Annotated in this window: 18 protein-coding genes; 10 read left to right on the forward strand and 8 right to left on the reverse strand. The window is 68.2% G+C overall.

The features are described 5' to 3' along the window. Positions 1-35: 35 nt before the first annotated feature. The 3 genes from AB8K43_RS09190 to AB8K43_RS09200 all read left to right on the forward strand — a co-directional run bounded on the left by AB8K43_RS09190 (position 36) and on the right by AB8K43_RS09200 (position 1,283). Entirely contained in the window at positions 36-668 is a 633-nt protein-coding gene (locus tag AB8K43_RS09190) for a TetR/AcrR family transcriptional regulator (RefSeq protein WP_370893623.1), read from the forward strand. Positions 669-772: 104 nt separating this feature from the next. Further along, positions 773-991, forward strand: a complete 219-nt coding sequence (locus AB8K43_RS09195; protein ID WP_370893625.1) for a DUF3107 domain-containing protein — start codon at positions 773-775, stop codon at positions 989-991. Positions 992-1,007: 16 nt separating this feature from the next. Beyond that, positions 1,008-1,283 carry a GlsB/YeaQ/YmgE family stress response membrane protein gene (locus tag AB8K43_RS09200; protein WP_370893627.1) on the forward strand — a complete coding sequence of 92 codons (276 nt, stop codon included), beginning with the start codon at positions 1,008-1,010 and terminating at the stop codon, positions 1,281-1,283. 23 nt (positions 1,284-1,306) lie between these two features. Here AB8K43_RS09200 and AB8K43_RS09205 read toward each other — a convergent pair whose 3' ends face one another. Then, the gene (locus AB8K43_RS09205) at positions 1,307-2,785 is read right to left on the reverse strand and encodes a DEAD/DEAH box helicase (protein ID WP_370893629.1); all 1,479 of its coding nucleotides are present in this window, start codon (positions 2,783-2,785) and stop codon (positions 1,307-1,309) included. 231 nt (positions 2,786-3,016) lie between these two features. Here AB8K43_RS09205 and AB8K43_RS09210 point away from each other — a divergent pair, with 231 nt between their 5' ends. After that, entirely contained in the window at positions 3,017-3,757 is a 741-nt protein-coding gene (locus tag AB8K43_RS09210) for a ferritin-like fold-containing protein (RefSeq protein WP_370893631.1), read from the forward strand. 13 nt (positions 3,758-3,770) lie between these two features. On the opposite strand, the gene AB8K43_RS09215 is transcribed toward AB8K43_RS09210, so the two are convergent. Together AB8K43_RS09215 and AB8K43_RS09220 are read right to left on the reverse strand one after the other, a co-directional pair. Then, positions 3,771-4,550, reverse strand: coding sequence for a ParA family protein (locus AB8K43_RS09215; RefSeq protein ID WP_370893633.1), 780 nt, complete (start codon positions 4,548-4,550; stop codon positions 3,771-3,773). 44 nt (positions 4,551-4,594) lie between these two features. Continuing rightward, positions 4,595-5,434, reverse strand: coding sequence for a RecB family exonuclease (locus AB8K43_RS09220; protein WP_370893635.1), 840 nt, complete (start codon positions 5,432-5,434; stop codon positions 4,595-4,597). A 61-nt stretch (positions 5,435-5,495) separates the two neighbouring features. Here AB8K43_RS09220 and AB8K43_RS09225 point away from each other — a divergent pair, with 61 nt between their 5' ends. Further along, complete coding sequence (locus tag AB8K43_RS09225) at positions 5,496-6,647, forward strand: MFS transporter (protein WP_370893637.1); 1,152 nt, start codon at positions 5,496-5,498, stop codon at positions 6,645-6,647. Here the strand turns inward: AB8K43_RS09225 and AB8K43_RS09230 are convergent. Continuing rightward, positions 6,631-7,476 carry a PHP domain-containing protein gene (locus AB8K43_RS09230; protein WP_370893639.1) on the reverse strand — a complete coding sequence of 282 codons (846 nt, stop codon included), beginning with the start codon at positions 7,474-7,476 and terminating at the stop codon, positions 6,631-6,633. The genes AB8K43_RS09225 and AB8K43_RS09230 overlap by 17 nt on opposite strands. Positions 7,477-7,615: 139 nt before the next feature. On the opposite strand from AB8K43_RS09230, the gene AB8K43_RS09235 reads away from it, so the two are divergent. Next, on the forward strand, positions 7,616-8,116 hold the full coding sequence (locus tag AB8K43_RS09235; RefSeq protein WP_370893641.1) for a SigE family RNA polymerase sigma factor: 501 nt from the start codon (positions 7,616-7,618) through the stop codon (positions 8,114-8,116). Further along, positions 8,109-9,182: a hypothetical protein gene (locus AB8K43_RS09240; protein ID WP_370893643.1), complete on the forward strand. Its 1,074-nt coding sequence runs from the start codon at positions 8,109-8,111 to the stop codon at positions 9,180-9,182. The genes AB8K43_RS09235 and AB8K43_RS09240 overlap by 8 nt, the downstream gene beginning before the upstream one ends. A gap of 23 nt (positions 9,183-9,205) precedes the next feature. On the opposite strand, the gene AB8K43_RS09245 is transcribed toward AB8K43_RS09240, so the two are convergent. Together AB8K43_RS09245 and purU are read right to left on the reverse strand one after the other, a co-directional pair. After that, positions 9,206-10,003, reverse strand: coding sequence for an enoyl-CoA hydratase/isomerase family protein (locus AB8K43_RS09245; RefSeq protein ID WP_370893645.1), 798 nt, complete (start codon positions 10,001-10,003; stop codon positions 9,206-9,208). Between the two features lie 15 nt (positions 10,004-10,018). Continuing rightward, on the reverse strand, positions 10,019-10,879 hold the full coding sequence (purU, locus tag AB8K43_RS09250; protein WP_370893647.1) for a formyltetrahydrofolate deformylase: 861 nt from the start codon (positions 10,877-10,879) through the stop codon (positions 10,019-10,021). Between the two features lie 145 nt (positions 10,880-11,024). Between purU and AB8K43_RS09255 the strand changes: the two genes are divergently transcribed. The 3 genes from AB8K43_RS09255 to AB8K43_RS09265 all read left to right on the forward strand — a co-directional run bounded on the left by AB8K43_RS09255 (position 11,025) and on the right by AB8K43_RS09265 (position 14,831). Next, positions 11,025-12,080, forward strand: coding sequence for a MaoC family dehydratase (locus AB8K43_RS09255; RefSeq protein ID WP_370893649.1), 1,056 nt, complete (start codon positions 11,025-11,027; stop codon positions 12,078-12,080). A 103-nt stretch (positions 12,081-12,183) separates the two neighbouring features. Next, positions 12,184-13,275, forward strand: coding sequence for a hypothetical protein (locus AB8K43_RS09260; RefSeq protein ID WP_370893651.1), 1,092 nt, complete (start codon positions 12,184-12,186; stop codon positions 13,273-13,275). A gap of 65 nt (positions 13,276-13,340) precedes the next feature. Next, positions 13,341-14,831: an aminopeptidase P family protein gene (locus AB8K43_RS09265; protein ID WP_370893653.1), complete on the forward strand. Its 1,491-nt coding sequence runs from the start codon at positions 13,341-13,343 to the stop codon at positions 14,829-14,831. A 16-nt stretch (positions 14,832-14,847) separates the two neighbouring features. Here AB8K43_RS09265 and AB8K43_RS09270 read toward each other — a convergent pair whose 3' ends face one another. Then, entirely contained in the window at positions 14,848-15,573 is a 726-nt protein-coding gene (locus AB8K43_RS09270) for a PIG-L deacetylase family protein (RefSeq protein WP_370893655.1), read from the reverse strand. Continuing rightward, positions 15,570-16,148 (reverse strand): general stress protein, encoded by a 579-nt coding sequence (locus tag AB8K43_RS09275; RefSeq protein WP_370893657.1) that lies wholly within the window; start codon positions 16,146-16,148, stop codon positions 15,570-15,572. Before AB8K43_RS09275 ends, AB8K43_RS09270 begins: the two co-directional genes overlap by 4 nt. Between the last annotated feature and the right edge of the window lie 20 nt (positions 16,149-16,168).

The following is a 16,168-nucleotide window of genomic DNA, read 5'->3' on the forward strand; positions in this document are numbered from 1 at the left end:
ATGGACCGCGTTCGAGTCCCCCCGAAAGGACATTTGTGGCCACGACCCCCGGACGAGTTCAGCGTCTTCCACGAGCCCAGCGCCGGACCCAGCTTCTGTCTGCCGCGCAACGGGTCTTCGTCGAGAAGGGGTATCACGCCGCGGCGATGGAAGACATCGCGGACGAGGCCGGGATCTCCAAACCGGTGCTCTACCAGCACTTCCCGGGCAAGCTCGATCTCTACCTGGCGCTGATCGACGAGGCGTGCAGTCGTATCCAGGACCTCGTCGTCGCGGCGCTCAACAGCTCCGACGACCCGAAGGAACGCGTCTACGCGACGATCGCGGCCTTCTTCCAGTTCGTCGGCGAGGCCGATGGCGGCTACAGGCTGATCTTCGAGTCCGATCTCGGCAACGAGGAGCGAGTGCGCGAGCGACTTGCGTTCGCCGAAAACGCCGTCTGCGAGGCGATCGCCGATCGGATCACCAAGGACACCGACCTGCCTCACGACTTCGCGATGTTCCTTGGGATCGCCCTGGCCGGAATGGCTCAGGTGAGCGCGCGCGCCTGGCTCGACCATGGGGCGGGTATCCCCCAGGACGACGCCGCGCGCGCGGCCGGACACCTGGCCTGGCGCGGGATTGGCGCCTATCCCAGTCGCGCCACCATGAAGGATCGCCAGTCCTAGGCCCCTTCGCGGAGCATCTGGCGCCGGGTGGCAGCATGTCTCTCGCGCCCCGTGTTGTGCTCGGTGCGCTGTCGTCTTCACGCCTAAAGGAAGGACATCCGTTCATGGAGGTCAAGATCGGCATCCGCGATGTCGCCCGAGAGATCGTTATCGAGTCGGTTAGCCACGAGGCCGAAATCACCCGGGCCATTGACGCCGCATCCGCCGGGGAGGCGCTCGCGATCACCGATGACAAGGGGCGCCGAATCATCGTCCCGGCAGGCGCCCTCGGATATCTCGAGATCGGCGAGCCGTCGCGCGGTCGGGTCGGTTTCGGGGCCTGACCCTGCGGCATCGCAGGTGGAGTTAATCCTCACCCTCGCTGGCGCGATCGCCCTCGGGGCGATCGTCGGGATGCTCGCGCGCGTCCTGCTGCCGGGTAAGCAGAGCCTGCCGGTCGCGATCTCGGTCGGGCTCGGCGTCCTCGGGGCCAGCATCGGTGCCGGCGTCGCCGCCCTCCTCGGGTTGGGCGGGGACGCGGCCGAATTCAATACTGCGGCCGTCGGCGTCGGCGTCATCGCCGCCGCCCTGCTCACCGTCGCGTACGGCCTGATCACGGGCCGACGACAGCTCTAGGGCCCCGGCTCAAGACAAACGAATCAGTCGGAGGACTGACCGCCACGGGTGCGCCGGCGGTTCCGGCGGCGACGCGGCGCCCCACCTTCGCCTCGCGCGGAGCGGTTCTCACCGCGCTCCTCGCGGGCCCGGCCATTGCCGCCACCTCGACCACCACGACCAGGGGCCTGTCGACGACCGCTGGAGGCGCCGGTTTCGCCGAGGTCTTCAAGCTCCTCGGCTTCGAGCCCGGCCCGGGTGCGCTGCGCCCGCGGGAGGCGCCCCTTGGTCCCCTCGGGGATGTCGAGGTCGGTGAAGAGGTGCGGGGAGGAACTGTAGGTCTCGACCGGCTCGGGCATTCCGAGGTCGAGCTGACGGTTGATCACGGCCCACTTGGTGAGGTCGTCCCAGTCGACGAAGGTGATCGCGGTGCCGGTGTTGCCCGCGCGACCGGTCCGCCCGATGCGGTGGACGTAGGTCTTTTCATCGTCGGGGCACTGGTAATTGATCACATGGGTGACGTTGTCGACGTCGATCCCGCGCGCGGCGACATCGGTCGCCACGAGGATGTCGACCTTGCCATTGCGAAAGGCCCGCAGGGCCTGCTCGCGGGCGCCCTGTCCGAGGTCGCCGTGGATTGACGCGGCGGCGAAGCCCCGCTCGACGAGCTCATCGGCGACCTTCGCGGCGGTCCGCTTGGTCCGGCTGAAGATGATCGTGAGGCCCCGGCCCTTCGCCTGAAGGATCCGAGCGAGCATCTCGACCTTGTCCATCGCGTGCGCGCGGTAGGCGAACTGGGCGATGGCCTTGACCATCTGGCTGTCCGACTCGCCGTCCTCGCTCATCGCGCGGATGTGGGTGGGCTGGCTCATGTAGCGGCGCGCGAGCGCAACGATCGCGCCCGGCATGGTCGCCGAGAAGAGCATCGTGTGCCGACCGGCGGGCGTCATCGCCATGATCTTTTCGACATCGGGCAAGAAGCCGAGGTCGAGCATCTCGTCGGCCTCGTCCAGGACGACCGTGCGCGCGTTGGAGAGGTCGAGGTGCTTTTGCTGGGCGAGGTCGATCAGGCGCCCGGGGGTGCCGACGACCACGTGGACCCCCTTCTTCAGGGCCTCGATCTGCGGCTCATAGGCGCGGCCTCCGTAAACGGTGAGCACCTTGATGCCGCGGCGCTTGCCAGCGCGCTCGAGGTCGCCAGCGACCTGGACGGCGAGTTCGCGGGTCGGCGCGACCGCCAGCGCCTGCGGGCGACGGTCGTCGGTCTCGGTGTCGATCCGGTTGAGGATCGGGACGCCGAAACCGAGGGTCTTCCCGGTGCCGGTCTTGGCCTGCCCGATGATGTCGTGCCCGCCCAGCGCGACCGGGAGGGTCATCGCCTGGATGGGGAAGGGAGTAATGATGCCCGCGTCGGCGAGGCTCGCGACGATGTCGGGGTGGACGTCGAAGTCGGCGAAGGTGACGTCTACGGGCGGATTGGGTTCGTCGACCCCGTCCACGGGGGCGGTCTGGATGTCGGTCATGAAGCTTCTTTCGATCGGCGGGCAGCGCACGTGATGGCACCTGCCGCGCAGGTGGCGGGCCGATCGGAGGTCTTCACGCAGGCGGGGCCAACCGGAGTTCTCGCGAGTTGGCGGACTGCCTGGGCATCTAAGGCGTAAGTCGCTGGTACGGGCCGACCGGGCACCGAGTTCAGCGCCCATCGTAGCCGCTCCCACCGGCATCGCCCCACTCGCGCCACTAGGCTCGGCGTCATGAGCGATGAGATGACCCCCGATGTGAGCGCCGCCGACCCTGCGGCGAAGCCCGCGAAGAGCGCCGGGGCACATCTCGGCGAGCGCGAGCGCGAAGGGGTGATCGACCTCCTCGGGGTGATCGCCTACGGCTCGATCTCGGGCTTTACCCGGATGGCCGCCGACTCCGAGATGGCCTCGGACATGCACCTGAAGACCGCCCTGGCGGGTATGGCCGTCAAGGAGTTCACCAACTACGAGCTCCTCGTCTCGCACATCGTCGAACTCGGCGGCGACCCCTGGGAGGCGATGACCCCCTTCAAGGAGGCCTTCGACGCCTACCACGCTCGGACCAAGCCGCGCGATGTGTTGGAGGGCCTCGTCAAGGCGTATATCGGCGACGGGATCGCCAACGACTTCTTCCGGGAGATCGCCCGCTATGTCGACGACGAGTCGCGCGAGATCATCGAGCAGGCGAGCGGTGACGATGGCCGCACCGAGGTCATCGTCGGCGCCGTCCGCGACGCGATCCACAAGGAGCGCACGCTCGCTGGGCCGCTCGCGTTGTGGGGTCGGCGCCTCGTCGGCGAGGCGCTCTCGCAGGGCCAGCTCGTCGCGGTCGAGCGCGACGCGCTCTCGGAGCTGATCCTCGGCACGAGCCACGACCGCCCCGGCGCGGGCCTAGAAGAGATCGGCCAGATCATGACCCGGCTCACCGACGCGCATCAAAAGCGCATGGGTGCCCTCGGCCTGATCGCCTAGCCGCCCGCGAGTGCTAGGCCTGGACCACCGGAAGGAGGGACTCGGCGACCTCGCGGTAGGCCATCGCCCCCTTCGAACTGCCGGCCGTCTCTAGGACCGATCGCCCGATCGCGGGGGCCTCGGCGAAACGCACCGTCCGCGGGATCGGTGGTGAGAGGACCGGCAGGTCATAGCGCTCCCCGACATCGCCGAGGACCTCCTTGGAGTGCCGCGCACGCCCGTCGTACATCGTCGGGAGGATGCCGACGACCTTCAGCTTCTTGTTGAGGAGCTTGCGAACATCGCGCACGGTGTCGAGGAGCTGCCCGACCCCACGGTGGCTCAACATCTCGCAGGGCATGGGAATGATCAGGCCGGTGCTCGCGGTGAGCGCGCCCAGAGTGAGGACACCGAGGCTCGGCGAGCAGTCGAGCAAGATCACGTCGTAGTCGCGCCGCACCTCTTCGAGCGCGGACTGCAACACGAACTCGCGTCCCGGGCGGGTCAGGAGGGCAGCTTCGGCCCCGGCGAGGTCGATCGTCGCCGGGATGAGGTCGACCGATTCACTGACCTTGAGGACGGCCTCGCTGGCCTCGCACTGGCCGAGGAGCACCTCATGGACGGACGTCTCGACCGCGTCGGGGTCGATGCCAAGGCTGAAGGTCAGGCAGGCCTGGGCGTCGAGATCGACGAGGAGCACCGTGAGGCCAAGCTCTGCGAAGGCCGCGCCGAGTGATGACACCGAGGTGGTCTTGGCCACGCCCCCCTTCTGGTTGGCGAGTGCGATGATCGCTGCCTTCTTCTTCCCTGCCACGTCGCGTCCCCTTCGTCATGAGCGGCGTTGCCGCGCTCATCTTCTCAGGTGTCCGGCAAACCCGCCCAGTCGGGCTCTTCCGGACCGTACGCCTGGCCCTCGGGACAGTGGGCTCGCAGGTCGCACCAACGACAGATCGGACCGACGCGAGGAGGGAAGGGGTCCTCATCACCGCTCGCGAGCCGTTCCCGCGCGATATCGATGTCGGCACCGATCGAGCGTGCCTCCTCGACCTTGCGGGTGAGCGACTCCGGTGTGTGCTCGTGCCGGGCGATCACCCCCGTCGGAAGGTGGTGCAACTCCACCTTCAAGCACGGGCGCCGGAACATCTTCCACACCGACCCTGCGTAGAGCGCGAGGGGAAGGGAGAAGCGCGCGTCGTCGTCGGTCAGGGGCGTCCGACCCGTCTTGTAATCGACCACGACCAGTTCACCCTCACGTTCATCGAGGCGGTCGACCCGGCCGGTCACGGCGAGCGCCCCGGTCACCATCGCCACCGTGCGCTCGATCCCCCGCGGCTCCTGCGCCGGATCGAGCGTCGCGAGGTACTCCCCGACGTGGACCGCGCTGCGCTCGCGGTGGTGCGCCGATTGGTCGTCATCGCGAAATCCGAGACGAATCCACCCTCGTCGCACGAGCGCAGCTCCAGCGTGTGGGGTCCGCTCCGCAACGGGGAGATCCCACCAGTCCCTCAAGGCGTTATGGACCGCGATCCCAAGGGAGGTGTGCGCGCGCTGAGCCCGCTTCGGTGGCCTCGGGACGTCGAGATAGGCCATCCGGTAGCGGCGCGGGCAGTCCAGGTAGCTGAGCAGCGCGCTCGGGCTGACTCGAAGGAGGGGTCGCCACCCGTCGGGTCCGCCGTTTTCGGCACTGGTCACGGGCATGGGTCCCACCCTAGATTCGCCCCGTGGGCCCGAGCTGAGTTGTCCACACCAGGGAGCCGCGATGAACCGACGCAGCGTCTACGGGGCGGTCTTCGTCACGGTCCTGCTCAACCTGCTCGGGTTCGGGATGCTGCTCCCCCTGCTGCCGACCTATGCCAGGGATTTCGGCGCGTCGGCGGCCGTCGTCGGCGTCCTGATCGCTAGTTACTCCGCCGCGCAGTTCATCTCGGCGCCCGTCCTCGGTCGGATCTCCGATCGCGTCGGCCGGGCCCCCGTCGTCGCCGCGTGCGCGCTCGTCGCGGCCGGCGGATATCTCCTCTTCGCCGCCACTTCGTCCCTGACCTGGATCTTCGTCGCCCGAATCCTTACGGGATTCGCTGCCGGGAGCATCGCCGCGGCTCAGGCGACGATCGCCGATGTCACGGCACCGACCGAGCGCGGGCAGGGCATGGCGGTCGTCGGAGCGGGGATCGGACTCGGGATCGTGCTCGGTCCAGCCCTCACGGCGCTGTCCATCCCGATCGGGGGCACGCGCGCCCCCTTCGTGATCGCGGCCATCGCGGCGCTCGCAAACGCCATTTGGGCCATGCTTGCACTCCCCCGGACGACGGGAGTGACCCCGCCGCTCCTCGCGACACTCGCCCGAGTCCGGCGCGATCCGCTGCTGGTGCTGTTCTTCGCCGTGAACTTCCTGGTGATGGTCGCCTTCTCGCAGATCGAGTCACAGTTACCGCTCCTCACCGACCATCTCCTGAACTTTGGGCCGGTCGAAAACGGCTACCTCTTCATGTACGTCGGGCTCGTGATCGTCGCCTTTCAGCTGACCGGCACCCGGTGGCTCTCCCGGCGACTCGGGGATCGTCGGCTCATCGTGATCGGCCTGGCGTGCTTCGCGCTCGGGTCGGCGCTCGCCCCCTTCGTCACCGCCTGGTGGCAGATCGCTCTGCCTGCGGGACTCATCGCGATCGGCAATGCGACCCAGGCGCCGTCCCTGCTGTCGGCGATTTCGGGGCGGGTCGGAGCCGATGAGCAAGGCGCGGTGCTCGGAGCCAGCCACTCGATTGGCTCGTCCGGGCGGATCATCGGTCCGGTACTCGGCGGCGTGCTCTTTGGCGGGACGGGTCCGGCATCCCCCTTCCTTACCGCGGCAGCGGTCTTCGCGTGCCTCGCCGCGGTGATGTGGGTCCGACGAGGGGTCAGCGCAGGATCGTGAGTCCGCTCGTCGCCGCCTCTTCGATGGCGGCGAGCGATTCCTCTGAGGTCGCGTTTTCCCCGAGCCGGTTCGGCTTGCCCTCACCGTGGTAGTCGCTGCTGCCGGTCGCGATCAGATCGAGCTCGCGGGCGAGCGATCCGGCGAGCTCGACCTCTTCGTCCTCGTGGTCGCGGTGGTTGACCTCGATGCCGAGCAGACCCGCGTCGGCGAGTTCGCGCACATCGTCGCCGTCGATCGTCCAACCTCGGCGGGTCGCGAAGGGGTGAGCGAGTACGGGGACCCCGCCCGCAGCACGAACCAGGGCGATGGCGTCACTCGTGTCGATCGTGAAGTGGGGGACGTAATAGCGGCTGCGGTTGTGCAGCCAGGTGTCGAAGGCCTCCGTCCGATCACGGACGAGCCCCTTAGCGACGAGGGCATCGGCGATGTGGGGGCGGCCGGGCGCGGCACCTTCGGTGGCGAGCGCCTCGACCTCGGGCCAGGTGATCTCGATGCCGTCGTCTTCCATCCGTTCCACGATGGTGCGCAGGCGCGGGAGGCGATCATCACGGATTCGCGCCATGGCCGAGGCGAGGTCGGACTGGTGCGGGTCGAAGAGGTAGGCGAGCAGGTGGACGCTGATGCCGCGGTGACGAGTCGACAACTCGGCACCTCGCACCAGAGCCAGGCCGTGCCGGGTTGCGGCCTCGGTCGCCGCCGTCCAGCCGTCGACCGCGTCGTGGTCGGTGAGCGCGACCGCCGTGAGGCCTGCCCGGGCTGCCTGAGCGATGACCTCTTCCGGCGGCTCGGTGCCGTCGCTCACGGTCGAGTGGGTGTGCAGGTCGATCACCTTGGTCACCCTACGGGGGGTGGCGCCCGCGGTGCGAGAAGATGGCCGGGGCGTGCGACTCAACCTTTTGCGGCGCAGTGCCGTTGGGTCCGCACGAGGGTCACCCCACCGGTGACCCGGCAGGAGAAGGAGAGCCCAGATGGGCGGTCATGACGAGGAGTTCGCGACCTTCGCTCGCGAGGCCTCACCGCGCCTGCTGCGCACGGCCTATTACGTGAGCGGCAACGCAAACGACGCGCAGGACTTGGTCCAAGGAGCGCTCGTCAAGACATATCTGAAATGGAAGCGCGTGCGGCATGACAATCCCGCCGCGTATGCACGGCGCTGCTTGATCAACTTGCACATCGACACCTGGCGGTCGCGACGTCACGAGACCGTGTCGGACCCAGCGATCGAGGCGGCGAATCTGAGCGTCGAGGACCGTGAGCCCGAGGACACCTCGGATCTGGTCGCTCTCCTTCAGATCTTGCCGCAACGAGAGCGCCAAGCCGTCGTCCTACGCCACTATGTCGGCCTTTCCGAGGTCGAAACCGCCGAGAGCCTCGGATGCTCGGTCGGCACCGTGAAATCCAGCACCTCGCGCGGCCTCGCCCGCCTACGAGCGCACCTCTCCCACACGGAGGAGACCAGCCATGCCTGAGAAGATCCGCATCGACACCGACACCGAGTTCGAAGACCTGCTCCACTCCTACGATCTGCCGCCGCTCGAGATCGACGTCGATTCCGTCATCGGCGATGGGCGCCGCATCCGACGCCGCCGCCGAGTCGCCGGTCTCGCGGCAACCACGGCCGCGGCGGTCGTGGCCGCGGGTGCGTGGGCGGTCCTTCCCGGCCGCCCGGGAGCCTTCCTCGAGCCCGCGTCGTCGACCACCACCACCGCAACCGGTCTACGCCCCGGTCACCAGCGGATCACGCTCGAGCCCGCCAACGTGCAGGACTCGAAGGGCATGGCCACGACCGAAGGCGTGACGATCGACCTCTCGTATGGCAATGGCACGCTGACGGTCGCGGGCAAGGATTGGGAGCAGGGGGCACCGGTCGACCCTCAGGTCTTCGCTGAAGGGGGCGGGCAGGTTTTCCGCCTCTCTCCTCGCAGCGAACTCATCGTCACCAGCCGCGACATCCGTGATGTGAGTTTCTTCGGCACCGCGGAGAGCAAGCAGGACCGCGGCGCGACCACCGAGGACATCGCGATCGCCGACACCGGGCTGCGCGCCTTCGTCGTCCGCGGCGTCGGCACCTTGCCGGACAGCACGGGCTTTACCACGTATGACGGAAGCCGCGTCATGAACCAGGCACTCGAGGGTGGCGATTCCGCCCCGGTGCGCCCGCCGCAGGCGGCCCTCGACGGTGCCGTCTTGTACTACGACCGTGATCTTCGTGTCGCCGGTCGAATCGGGGACGAGGGCACGAGCTCACTGAAGGTGAGCCACCAGCCTCTGCGGGAGGTGATCCCGCTCCTCTTCCACTCCGATGGGAAGGTCACCACCAGTTCGGGGTTCTTCGCAGCCGACGGCACCCCGCGGGATGTCTCCTTCACCGCCACAGAGAAGGGCGGTCGACGCCACGAAGTGCCCGTCGCGGTCACCCAACTCGAACCCGACGGTCCGTGGGCGTGGACGGTCTCAGCGAAGGACCCGGCCATGGGCAATCAATGGACCTTGACCTGGACCGACGCCGGGGGCACACACACGAAGACGTTCTAAGGGATCTGCCGAAGGGGGGCGCGCTACGACACGCCCGGCCAGTTGGGCCGCCGCTTCTCGGCGAAGGCGCGTACCCCTTCGGCCCGATCAGGACTAAACGCGGTGTCATGCCAGCGGGCGTCTTCAACGTCAAGGCCGTCATCGAGCGGGAGATCGATCCCCGCTCGCATGGCGGCCTTGGCGTTGCGCACGCCGATCGGAGAGTGGGCGGCGATCGTGGAGGCGATGGCGAGAGCCTCGATCCGCGGGTCCGGCACGACCCGATCGACGAGCCCGAGACGGTAGGCCTCGTCGGCGCCCACCCGGCGGGCAGTGAAGATCAGGTCGGCCGCTCGGGACCACCCGATTCGGCGGGTCAGGAGTTGGGTGCCGCCACCGCCGGGGATTACCCCAACGGAGACCTCGGGCAGACCCAAGACGGCCCGCTCACCCGCGACGATGAGGTCGCAGGCCAGGGCAAGTTCGCACCCGCCACCGAGCGCAAAGCCGCCCACGGCAGCCAGCGTCGGCACCGGAAGGTCGAGCAGCGCGCGGTAGGCCAGCCGGTTGCCCGGCCGCTGGGCCCGCAGTTCATCGTCGCTCAACCCGTTGCGTTCCTTTAAGTCGGCGCCGACGCAAAAGGCCTTGGGGTGGCTGGAGGTCACCACCACGGCACGCACGGAGGTATCGGAGGCGAGCGTCGCTCCGGTCTCGGTGAGGGCCCGCGCCATGGCGGTCGAGACGGCGTTCATCGCCTCGGGCCGGTCCAAGACCAACTCCACGACGCCATCGTCGTGCGCGCTGGTCCGGATCAACGGGCGAGCATCAGTGGTCGCATCCATAGGTCCCATCTTGGCCTATGAGAAGACGACGGTCCGCTCGCCGTGGGGCAGGACGCGGGTATCGCTATGCCACGCCACGGCCCGCGACAAGACCCGTGCCTCGCAGTCTTGACCGGCCGAGACGAGCGCGTCTGGCTGCATCCGATGGTCGACCCGCACGACGTCCTGCTCGATGATCGGCCCCTCGTCGAGATCGGCGGTCACGTAATGGGCGGTCGCGCCGATCAGCTTGACCCCCCTTCCGTACGCCTGGTGGTAAGGGCGGGCCCCTTTAAAGCTGGGCAAGAAGGAGTGGTGGATATTGATGATTCGGCCCGCCATCCGCCGCGCCAGGTCATCGGAGAGCACCTGCATGTATCGGGCCAGCACCACAAGATCGATGTCGTGTTCCTCGACGAGTTCGAGGAGCCTCGCCTCGGCCTGCGGCTTGGTCTCGGCGGTCACCGGGATGTGGTGGTACGGCACGCCATAGGAGTCCGCGAGCGCCGCGAAGTCGCGGTGGTTCGACACGATCGCCGGAATCTCGATGTTGAGCTGCCCGCTTCGCCAGCGAAAGAGCAGGTCGTTGAGGCAATGCCCGAATCGGCTCACCATGACCAGGGTGCGGTACGCGGTGGTCGCGCTGCGAAGCTGCCAGGTCATGGCGTACTGCTCGGCCACCTCGTCGAACCCGGCCTGCAGGGCGGTCTCACCGACCCCCCGGACATCGGTGAAGGCGACCCGCATGAAGAACTCCCCCGTACGGGTGTCGCCAAATTGTTGGCTCTCGGTGATGTTGCCACCGTGGGCGAAGACGTAGGCGGACACCGCGGCAACGAGTCCCGGGCGGTCGGCGCAGGACAAGGCCAGGATGTAGTCGCTCGAAGGGGGAATCACCGCACCATTGTGCGCGACCCTCCGAATCTTCAAAAAAAGAGATCTGAGTCGCTCCCAGCCGCTGAACTGCCCTCAACGGGGCAGTGACAAAATGAGCGTGATCCCCCTTCGCCTCACGCGGTTGAGGCCCTAGCGAGAGGCATGCATGTCCACCAAGACGGTCGCCGGCAACTACTTCGAGGACTTCACGATCGGGCAGGAGATCGTCCACGCGACGCCGCGCACCGTCACCGAGGGCGATATCGCCCTCTACACCGCCCTCTACGGCAGCCGGTTCGCCGCGACCAGCGCCGCGACCTTCGCGGAGTCGATGGGGCTCGAGCGCATGCCGGTCGACAGCCTCCTGGCCTTCCACCTCGTCTTCGGCAAGACCGTTCCGGACATCTCGCTCAACGCCGTCGCGAACCTCGGCTACGCCGGCGGGGTCTTCGGGGTGCCGCTCTACCCGGGCGACACCGTCACCACCACCTCGACCGTGATCGGCCTGAAGGAGAACTCCAACGGCCGCTCCGGCGTCGTCTACGTCCGCTCGGTCGGGACCAACCAGAAGGGGGAGATGGTCCTGGACTACATCCGCTGGGTCATGGTCAACAAGGGCAACCTGGACGCCCCTGCTCCCGAGATCGTGATCCCCGACCTGCCCGGCGCCGTTGCCGCCGAGGACCTCAAGGTTCCCTACGATCTGGCCGGGCGCGACTACGACACCGTCCTCGCCGGGAGCCCCTACCTCTGGGACGACTACGAGGTCGGCGAGCGGATCGACCACGTCGATGGCATGACGATCGAAGAGGCCGAGCACATGCTCGCCACCCGCCTGTACCAAAACACGGCGAAGGTGCATTTCAACCAGCACGCCCAGGCCCAGGCGAAGATCGGGCGTCGCCTGATCTACGGCGGGCACATCATCAGCCTCGCCCGCGCCCTCACCTTCAATGGGCTCGCGAACGGCCAGAGCATCGCCGCGATCAACGCCGGAGCACACGCCAACCCCACCTTCGCCGGCGACACGGTCTACGCCTGGTCCGAGGTCCTCGAGCGCATCGAACTGCCCGGGCGCACCGACATCGGCGCGCTGCGTCTGCGCACGGTCGCGACGAAGGACCTCCCGTGCGCCGACTTCCCGTATCGGGGCGAGGACGGCAAGTACCTCCCACAGGTCGTGCTCGACCTCGACTACACGGTCCTGATCCCGCGCCGCTGAGTTTTTTCTGAAGAAAAACCCCCAACCGACCGTAAGGGCATGGCGTCTTACGGGGCATCGGGTTCGACCGTCGGACCCGAGAACCATTTGGGGGGTTTTTCTGATGTCACGTCGCCACACCGTGATCCGCTCCGCTGTCGCCATCGGCGCGGCCGGGTTCGCTGTCGCCTGGGTCGTCCCGGCGACAGCGACGAGTTCGTCCACGTCGCCCACGTCTGCCGCTCCGGCGGCCGCCACCTCAGGTGTGCCGTGGTCGACGGTGCATTCGGGGTGGAGTGTTGTCACCCACGACGCCAAAGCGTCTAGCCGACTCTCGCTGATCAGCCCGAACGGGACGGCCTACCGCCTCGGCCAGGTGAAGAAGGGAGACCTCCTCCAGGACGTCTCCTCCGGAGCCCGGTCTGCCGTTTTCGCGCAGGAGGACGTGGACAACGCTCGCGTCACCGTCCGGGACCTGCGCACCAAGCGCGACTCTCATTTCACGCTGCGCACTCCGCAAAGCGTGCGCTTCCTGGACCGTTCGGGCGGTGCGCTGCTCGTAACGCGCAACTACGGGCCTAAGGCGCGAGTGGAAGTGCGCTCTCGCACCGGCAAACTGATCCGCACGCTCTACCGCGGCACGCAGTTCTCCGATTCCGACCCCTTGCCGGTCGCGGGGGGCCGCACGGTGGTCATCCCGCTCAGCACCGGCCTCGCCGTGGTCGACACCCGCTCGGGCCGGATGATTCGGCGCCTGCCGGATCCCGCCGGGCACCACTACTGCCACCCGACGCGGCAGTGGGACTCCACGCACTTCGTGGTCTCGTGCCTGGTGAAGTCCAAGACGGACGAGATCGGCCAAGTCTTCGTCTCGAATACCTCGGGCAAGGTCCGCAAGCTCACCTCCGGCAAGGCCGACGGGCACGGCTGGTGGGACGCGTGGCCGCACCGACGCGGGGCGGTCGCGGTCGCCGGCCAAATGTGCGGCGCCGGTATCCCGCATCGGCTCACCAAGGGCAAGCCCGTGCTGAAGACGGGATACGCAGCAGGGACGTGGCAGATGGTGGCGCTCGTCGGGGATCGCGCCATCGGAGAGCGCGTCGGCGCCTGCCCTCCGTCCGCGCGCACCCTCACGAGCCACGACCTCGTGACCGGTAAGAACCGGGTCCTCTCCCGATCGGTGACGAGCGTCGCGGTCGTGGACCCGCGCCGCTGACCGTCATCACTGACATGAGGAAGGGGGTCGCGCGCGGCCCCCTTCCTCATGTCACCATGGCTTGCGTGAGTGAAGAGCAGAAGCAGGCCGAAAACCGCGCGCGTCCGACCACCGAGGAGTTCCGCACCTTCGTCGCCGAAGACTGGGCGCCTCGATCGGCGACGCGACCGGACCTGACCGAAGCCGCGCGGCGCGCCGCGAGCCGCCGTGAGCAGGTCTCCGCCGCCCACGAGGGTGAGCGCCTGGTGATCCCAGCCGGGGGGCTGAAGGTCCGCTCGAACGACACCGACTACGTCTTCCGCCCGCACAGTGCCTTCGCCCACCTGACGGGCCTCGGCGCCGATCGCGAACCGGACGCGGTGCTCGTGATGGAACCGCGCGAAGGGGGCGGGCACGAATCCATCTTGTACTTCCGCCCGATGGCTCCGCGCGACTCTGAGGAGTTCTTCGGCGACGCCCGCTACGGCGAGTTCTGGGTGGGTCCGCGGCCGAGCATCGAGGACATCGAGTCCGAGCTCGGGCTCACCGGTCGCCACATCGACGGCTTTGTCGACGCCGCGACCAAGGATGCCGGTGAGGTCACCGTCCGCGTCGTGCGCGACGCCGACCGTGAGCTGACCGCCGCTCTCGATACCGCCCGGATCGCCAACGGTGCCGTCGAGGAGGGCCTCGCCGAAGCCGATGACGCTCTCGCGCACGACCTCTCTCACCTGCGGATGGTCAAAGACGATTGGGAGATCGAGCAAATGCAGGCCGCGGTGGACGCGACGAAGGTGGGCTTCGAGGCGGTCATCGCTGACCTCCCGACCGCGCTTGAGAGTGGTCGCGGGGAGCGCTGGGTCGAAGGGGTCTTCGGACTGCACGCGCGCCACCAGGGCAACGGCGTGGGTTATGACTCGATCTGCGCGGCCGGAGACCACGCCAACACCCTGCACTGGATCAAAAACACCGGAGAGGTCCGCGACGGCGACCTCATCCTGCTCGACGCCGGAGTGGAGCTCGACTCCCTCTTCACCGCGGACATCACCCGCACCCTGCCTGCCAACGGGCGCTTCACGCAGGCCCAGCGGGAGATCCACGACGCGGTCGAGGCCGCTCAGGCGGCGGGGATCGCGGCGGTCAAGCCGGGGAACAAGTTCTCCGACGTGCACGCCGCCGCAATCCGGGTCATCGCCGAGCACCTCCACACGTGGGGCCTCCTCCCCGAGGGCGTGAGCGTGGACGACACCCTGGATCCCGAGCACGGGCAGTACCACCGGCGGTGGATGGTCCATGGGACGAGCCATCACCTTGGGATCGATGTCCACGACTGCGCGCTCGCGACACGCTCGGAGTACATGGACGCCGAGCTTCAGCCGGGCATGATCCTGACGGTCGAGCCGGGCCTGTACTTCAAGGCCGATGACCTCAAGGTCCCGGAGCGCTTCCGCGGGATCGGCGTGCGCCTCGAGGACGACGTGGTCGTGACCGAGGATGGCTGCCGCAACTTAAGCGCGGACTTCCCTCACTCTGCCGACGATGTCGAGGCTTGGATCGCCGAGGTGCAGTCCCGCTAGGGCGACGGGGGCTCCCCTACCGCCGGATCGTCTCCAGCGGTAGGGCGTAGCGCACCCCGTCAAGGTTCTCGGCCGCACCGCCGAGGATCCCCTCGAGGATCTCCCGGGGGCTCGGGTAGTCATCCGGCAACCCCTCCAGGTACCGGGAGTGCTCCTGCAAGGACGCCACCGCGTCCTCGAAGTGGTCCGAGACGTCGATGTACTCGTTCGCCACCGGCGAGGCGGCGAAGACGATCGCCTTGACCGACCAGGGCTCTAACCCTTCGTCGGCGGCCAGCTCCGGGAAGACCCAGCGGTTACCGGCATCGCCGGTCGCGTCGAGCACCGCGAGCCCCACGGCGCGGTGATCCGCCTGGTTGACATTGCTCCCCACCATCTCGTGCCGGCTGAGCGTCGTCACGAGGTCGGGTCGGTGTCGCCGGATGGCCCGCGCGATATCGCGGCGCAGGGTCAGCCCGTACTCGACCATCCCGTCCGGGTGCCCGCCGAACTCGACCACGTCGACGCCCACCCGCGCGGCGCTCGCCCGCTCCTCGGCCTCGCGCGCCGGCCCGCATTGCGCCGGCGAGAGATCGTTGATCCCGGCCTCGCCGCTCGTCAAGAGGTAATACGCGACCCGCTTACCGGCCGCCGTCCACCCGGCGACGGCCGCCGCGGTGCCGTACTCGATGTCATCGGGATGAGCGACGACGCAGAGGATCGACTCGATCCCCTCTCCGTCGAAGGGGGCGAGCTCGCTCACGGCGTCGGGGGTTCCGTGCTCTGCTGACGGTCGTAGGCGGCCTGAGCCTGCGCCTGGTTGGCGCGCAACTGCTCCTGGGCGGCCCGCATCGGGTCGAGCTCGGCGAGCAACTCGCGGCCCCGCGCTGCGTGCTTGTGCTCGACGAGGACCTCATAGCGGGTCGCGACGACCTGAGTGACGGAGGTGAAATCGCGCTGCCCGCCGGTCATCCGATACCCGAGCCAGGCCCAGACGAGCCCGAAGACGGCACCCATCAACATCGTCGACGTCAGCCGGATCATCATCCCGTCCATGCCCTCGAAGAGGGTGAAGACGAGGCCGACGAAGACACCGATCCAGACACCGGAGAGGGCGCCGCCGAGCAGCACCCGCCCCGTGGTGAGCCGTCCGGTGACTCGCTCGATCTGCTTCAGGTCGGTCCCGACCAGCATCACGTCCTGGACGGGGAAGTCCTTGTCGGCGAGATAGTCGACCGCCTTTTGGGCCTCGGCGTAGGTGTCGTACGTCCCAAGGGACATCGGGTAGTTGAGCCGCAGGACGTTCTCCCGAGCGGCGGACATTGCGGGCGTGGTCATGACGCCTATTGTCTCACCGC

This window comes from Janibacter sp. GXQ6167 (assembly GCF_041365945.1).
In the GTDB taxonomy this organism is placed as follows: domain Bacteria; phylum Actinomycetota; class Actinomycetes; order Actinomycetales; family Dermatophilaceae; genus JBGFSK01.

What these genes read in the sequence shown, in the direction of transcription:
- AB8K43_RS09220 (WP_370893635.1), bottom strand. Translation starts at nt 5,434, where the DNA reads ATGCCCGTGACCAGTGCCGAAAACGGCGGACCCGACGGGTGGCGACCC.
- AB8K43_RS09195 (WP_370893625.1), top strand. Translation starts at nt 773, where the DNA reads ATGGAGGTCAAGATCGGCATCCGCGATGTCGCCCGAGAGATCGTTATC.
- AB8K43_RS09255 (WP_370893649.1), top strand. Translation starts at nt 11,025, where the DNA reads ATGTCCACCAAGACGGTCGCCGGCAACTACTTCGAGGACTTCACGATC.
- AB8K43_RS09235 (WP_370893641.1), top strand. Translation starts at nt 7,616, where the DNA reads ATGGGCGGTCATGACGAGGAGTTCGCGACCTTCGCTCGCGAGGCCTCA.
- AB8K43_RS09260 (WP_370893651.1), top strand. Translation starts at nt 12,184, where the DNA reads ATGTCACGTCGCCACACCGTGATCCGCTCCGCTGTCGCCATCGGCGCG.
- AB8K43_RS09225 (WP_370893637.1), top strand. Translation starts at nt 5,496, where the DNA reads ATGAACCGACGCAGCGTCTACGGGGCGGTCTTCGTCACGGTCCTGCTC.
- AB8K43_RS09275 (WP_370893657.1), bottom strand. Translation starts at nt 16,148, where the DNA reads ATGACCACGCCCGCAATGTCCGCCGCTCGGGAGAACGTCCTGCGGCTC.
- AB8K43_RS09210 (WP_370893631.1), top strand. Translation starts at nt 3,017, where the DNA reads ATGAGCGATGAGATGACCCCCGATGTGAGCGCCGCCGACCCTGCGGCG.
- AB8K43_RS09240 (WP_370893643.1), top strand. Translation starts at nt 8,109, where the DNA reads ATGCCTGAGAAGATCCGCATCGACACCGACACCGAGTTCGAAGACCTG.
- AB8K43_RS09245 (WP_370893645.1), bottom strand. Translation starts at nt 10,003, where the DNA reads ATGGATGCGACCACTGATGCTCGCCCGTTGATCCGGACCAGCGCGCAC.
- AB8K43_RS09205 (WP_370893629.1), bottom strand. Translation starts at nt 2,785, where the DNA reads ATGACCGACATCCAGACCGCCCCCGTGGACGGGGTCGACGAACCCAAT.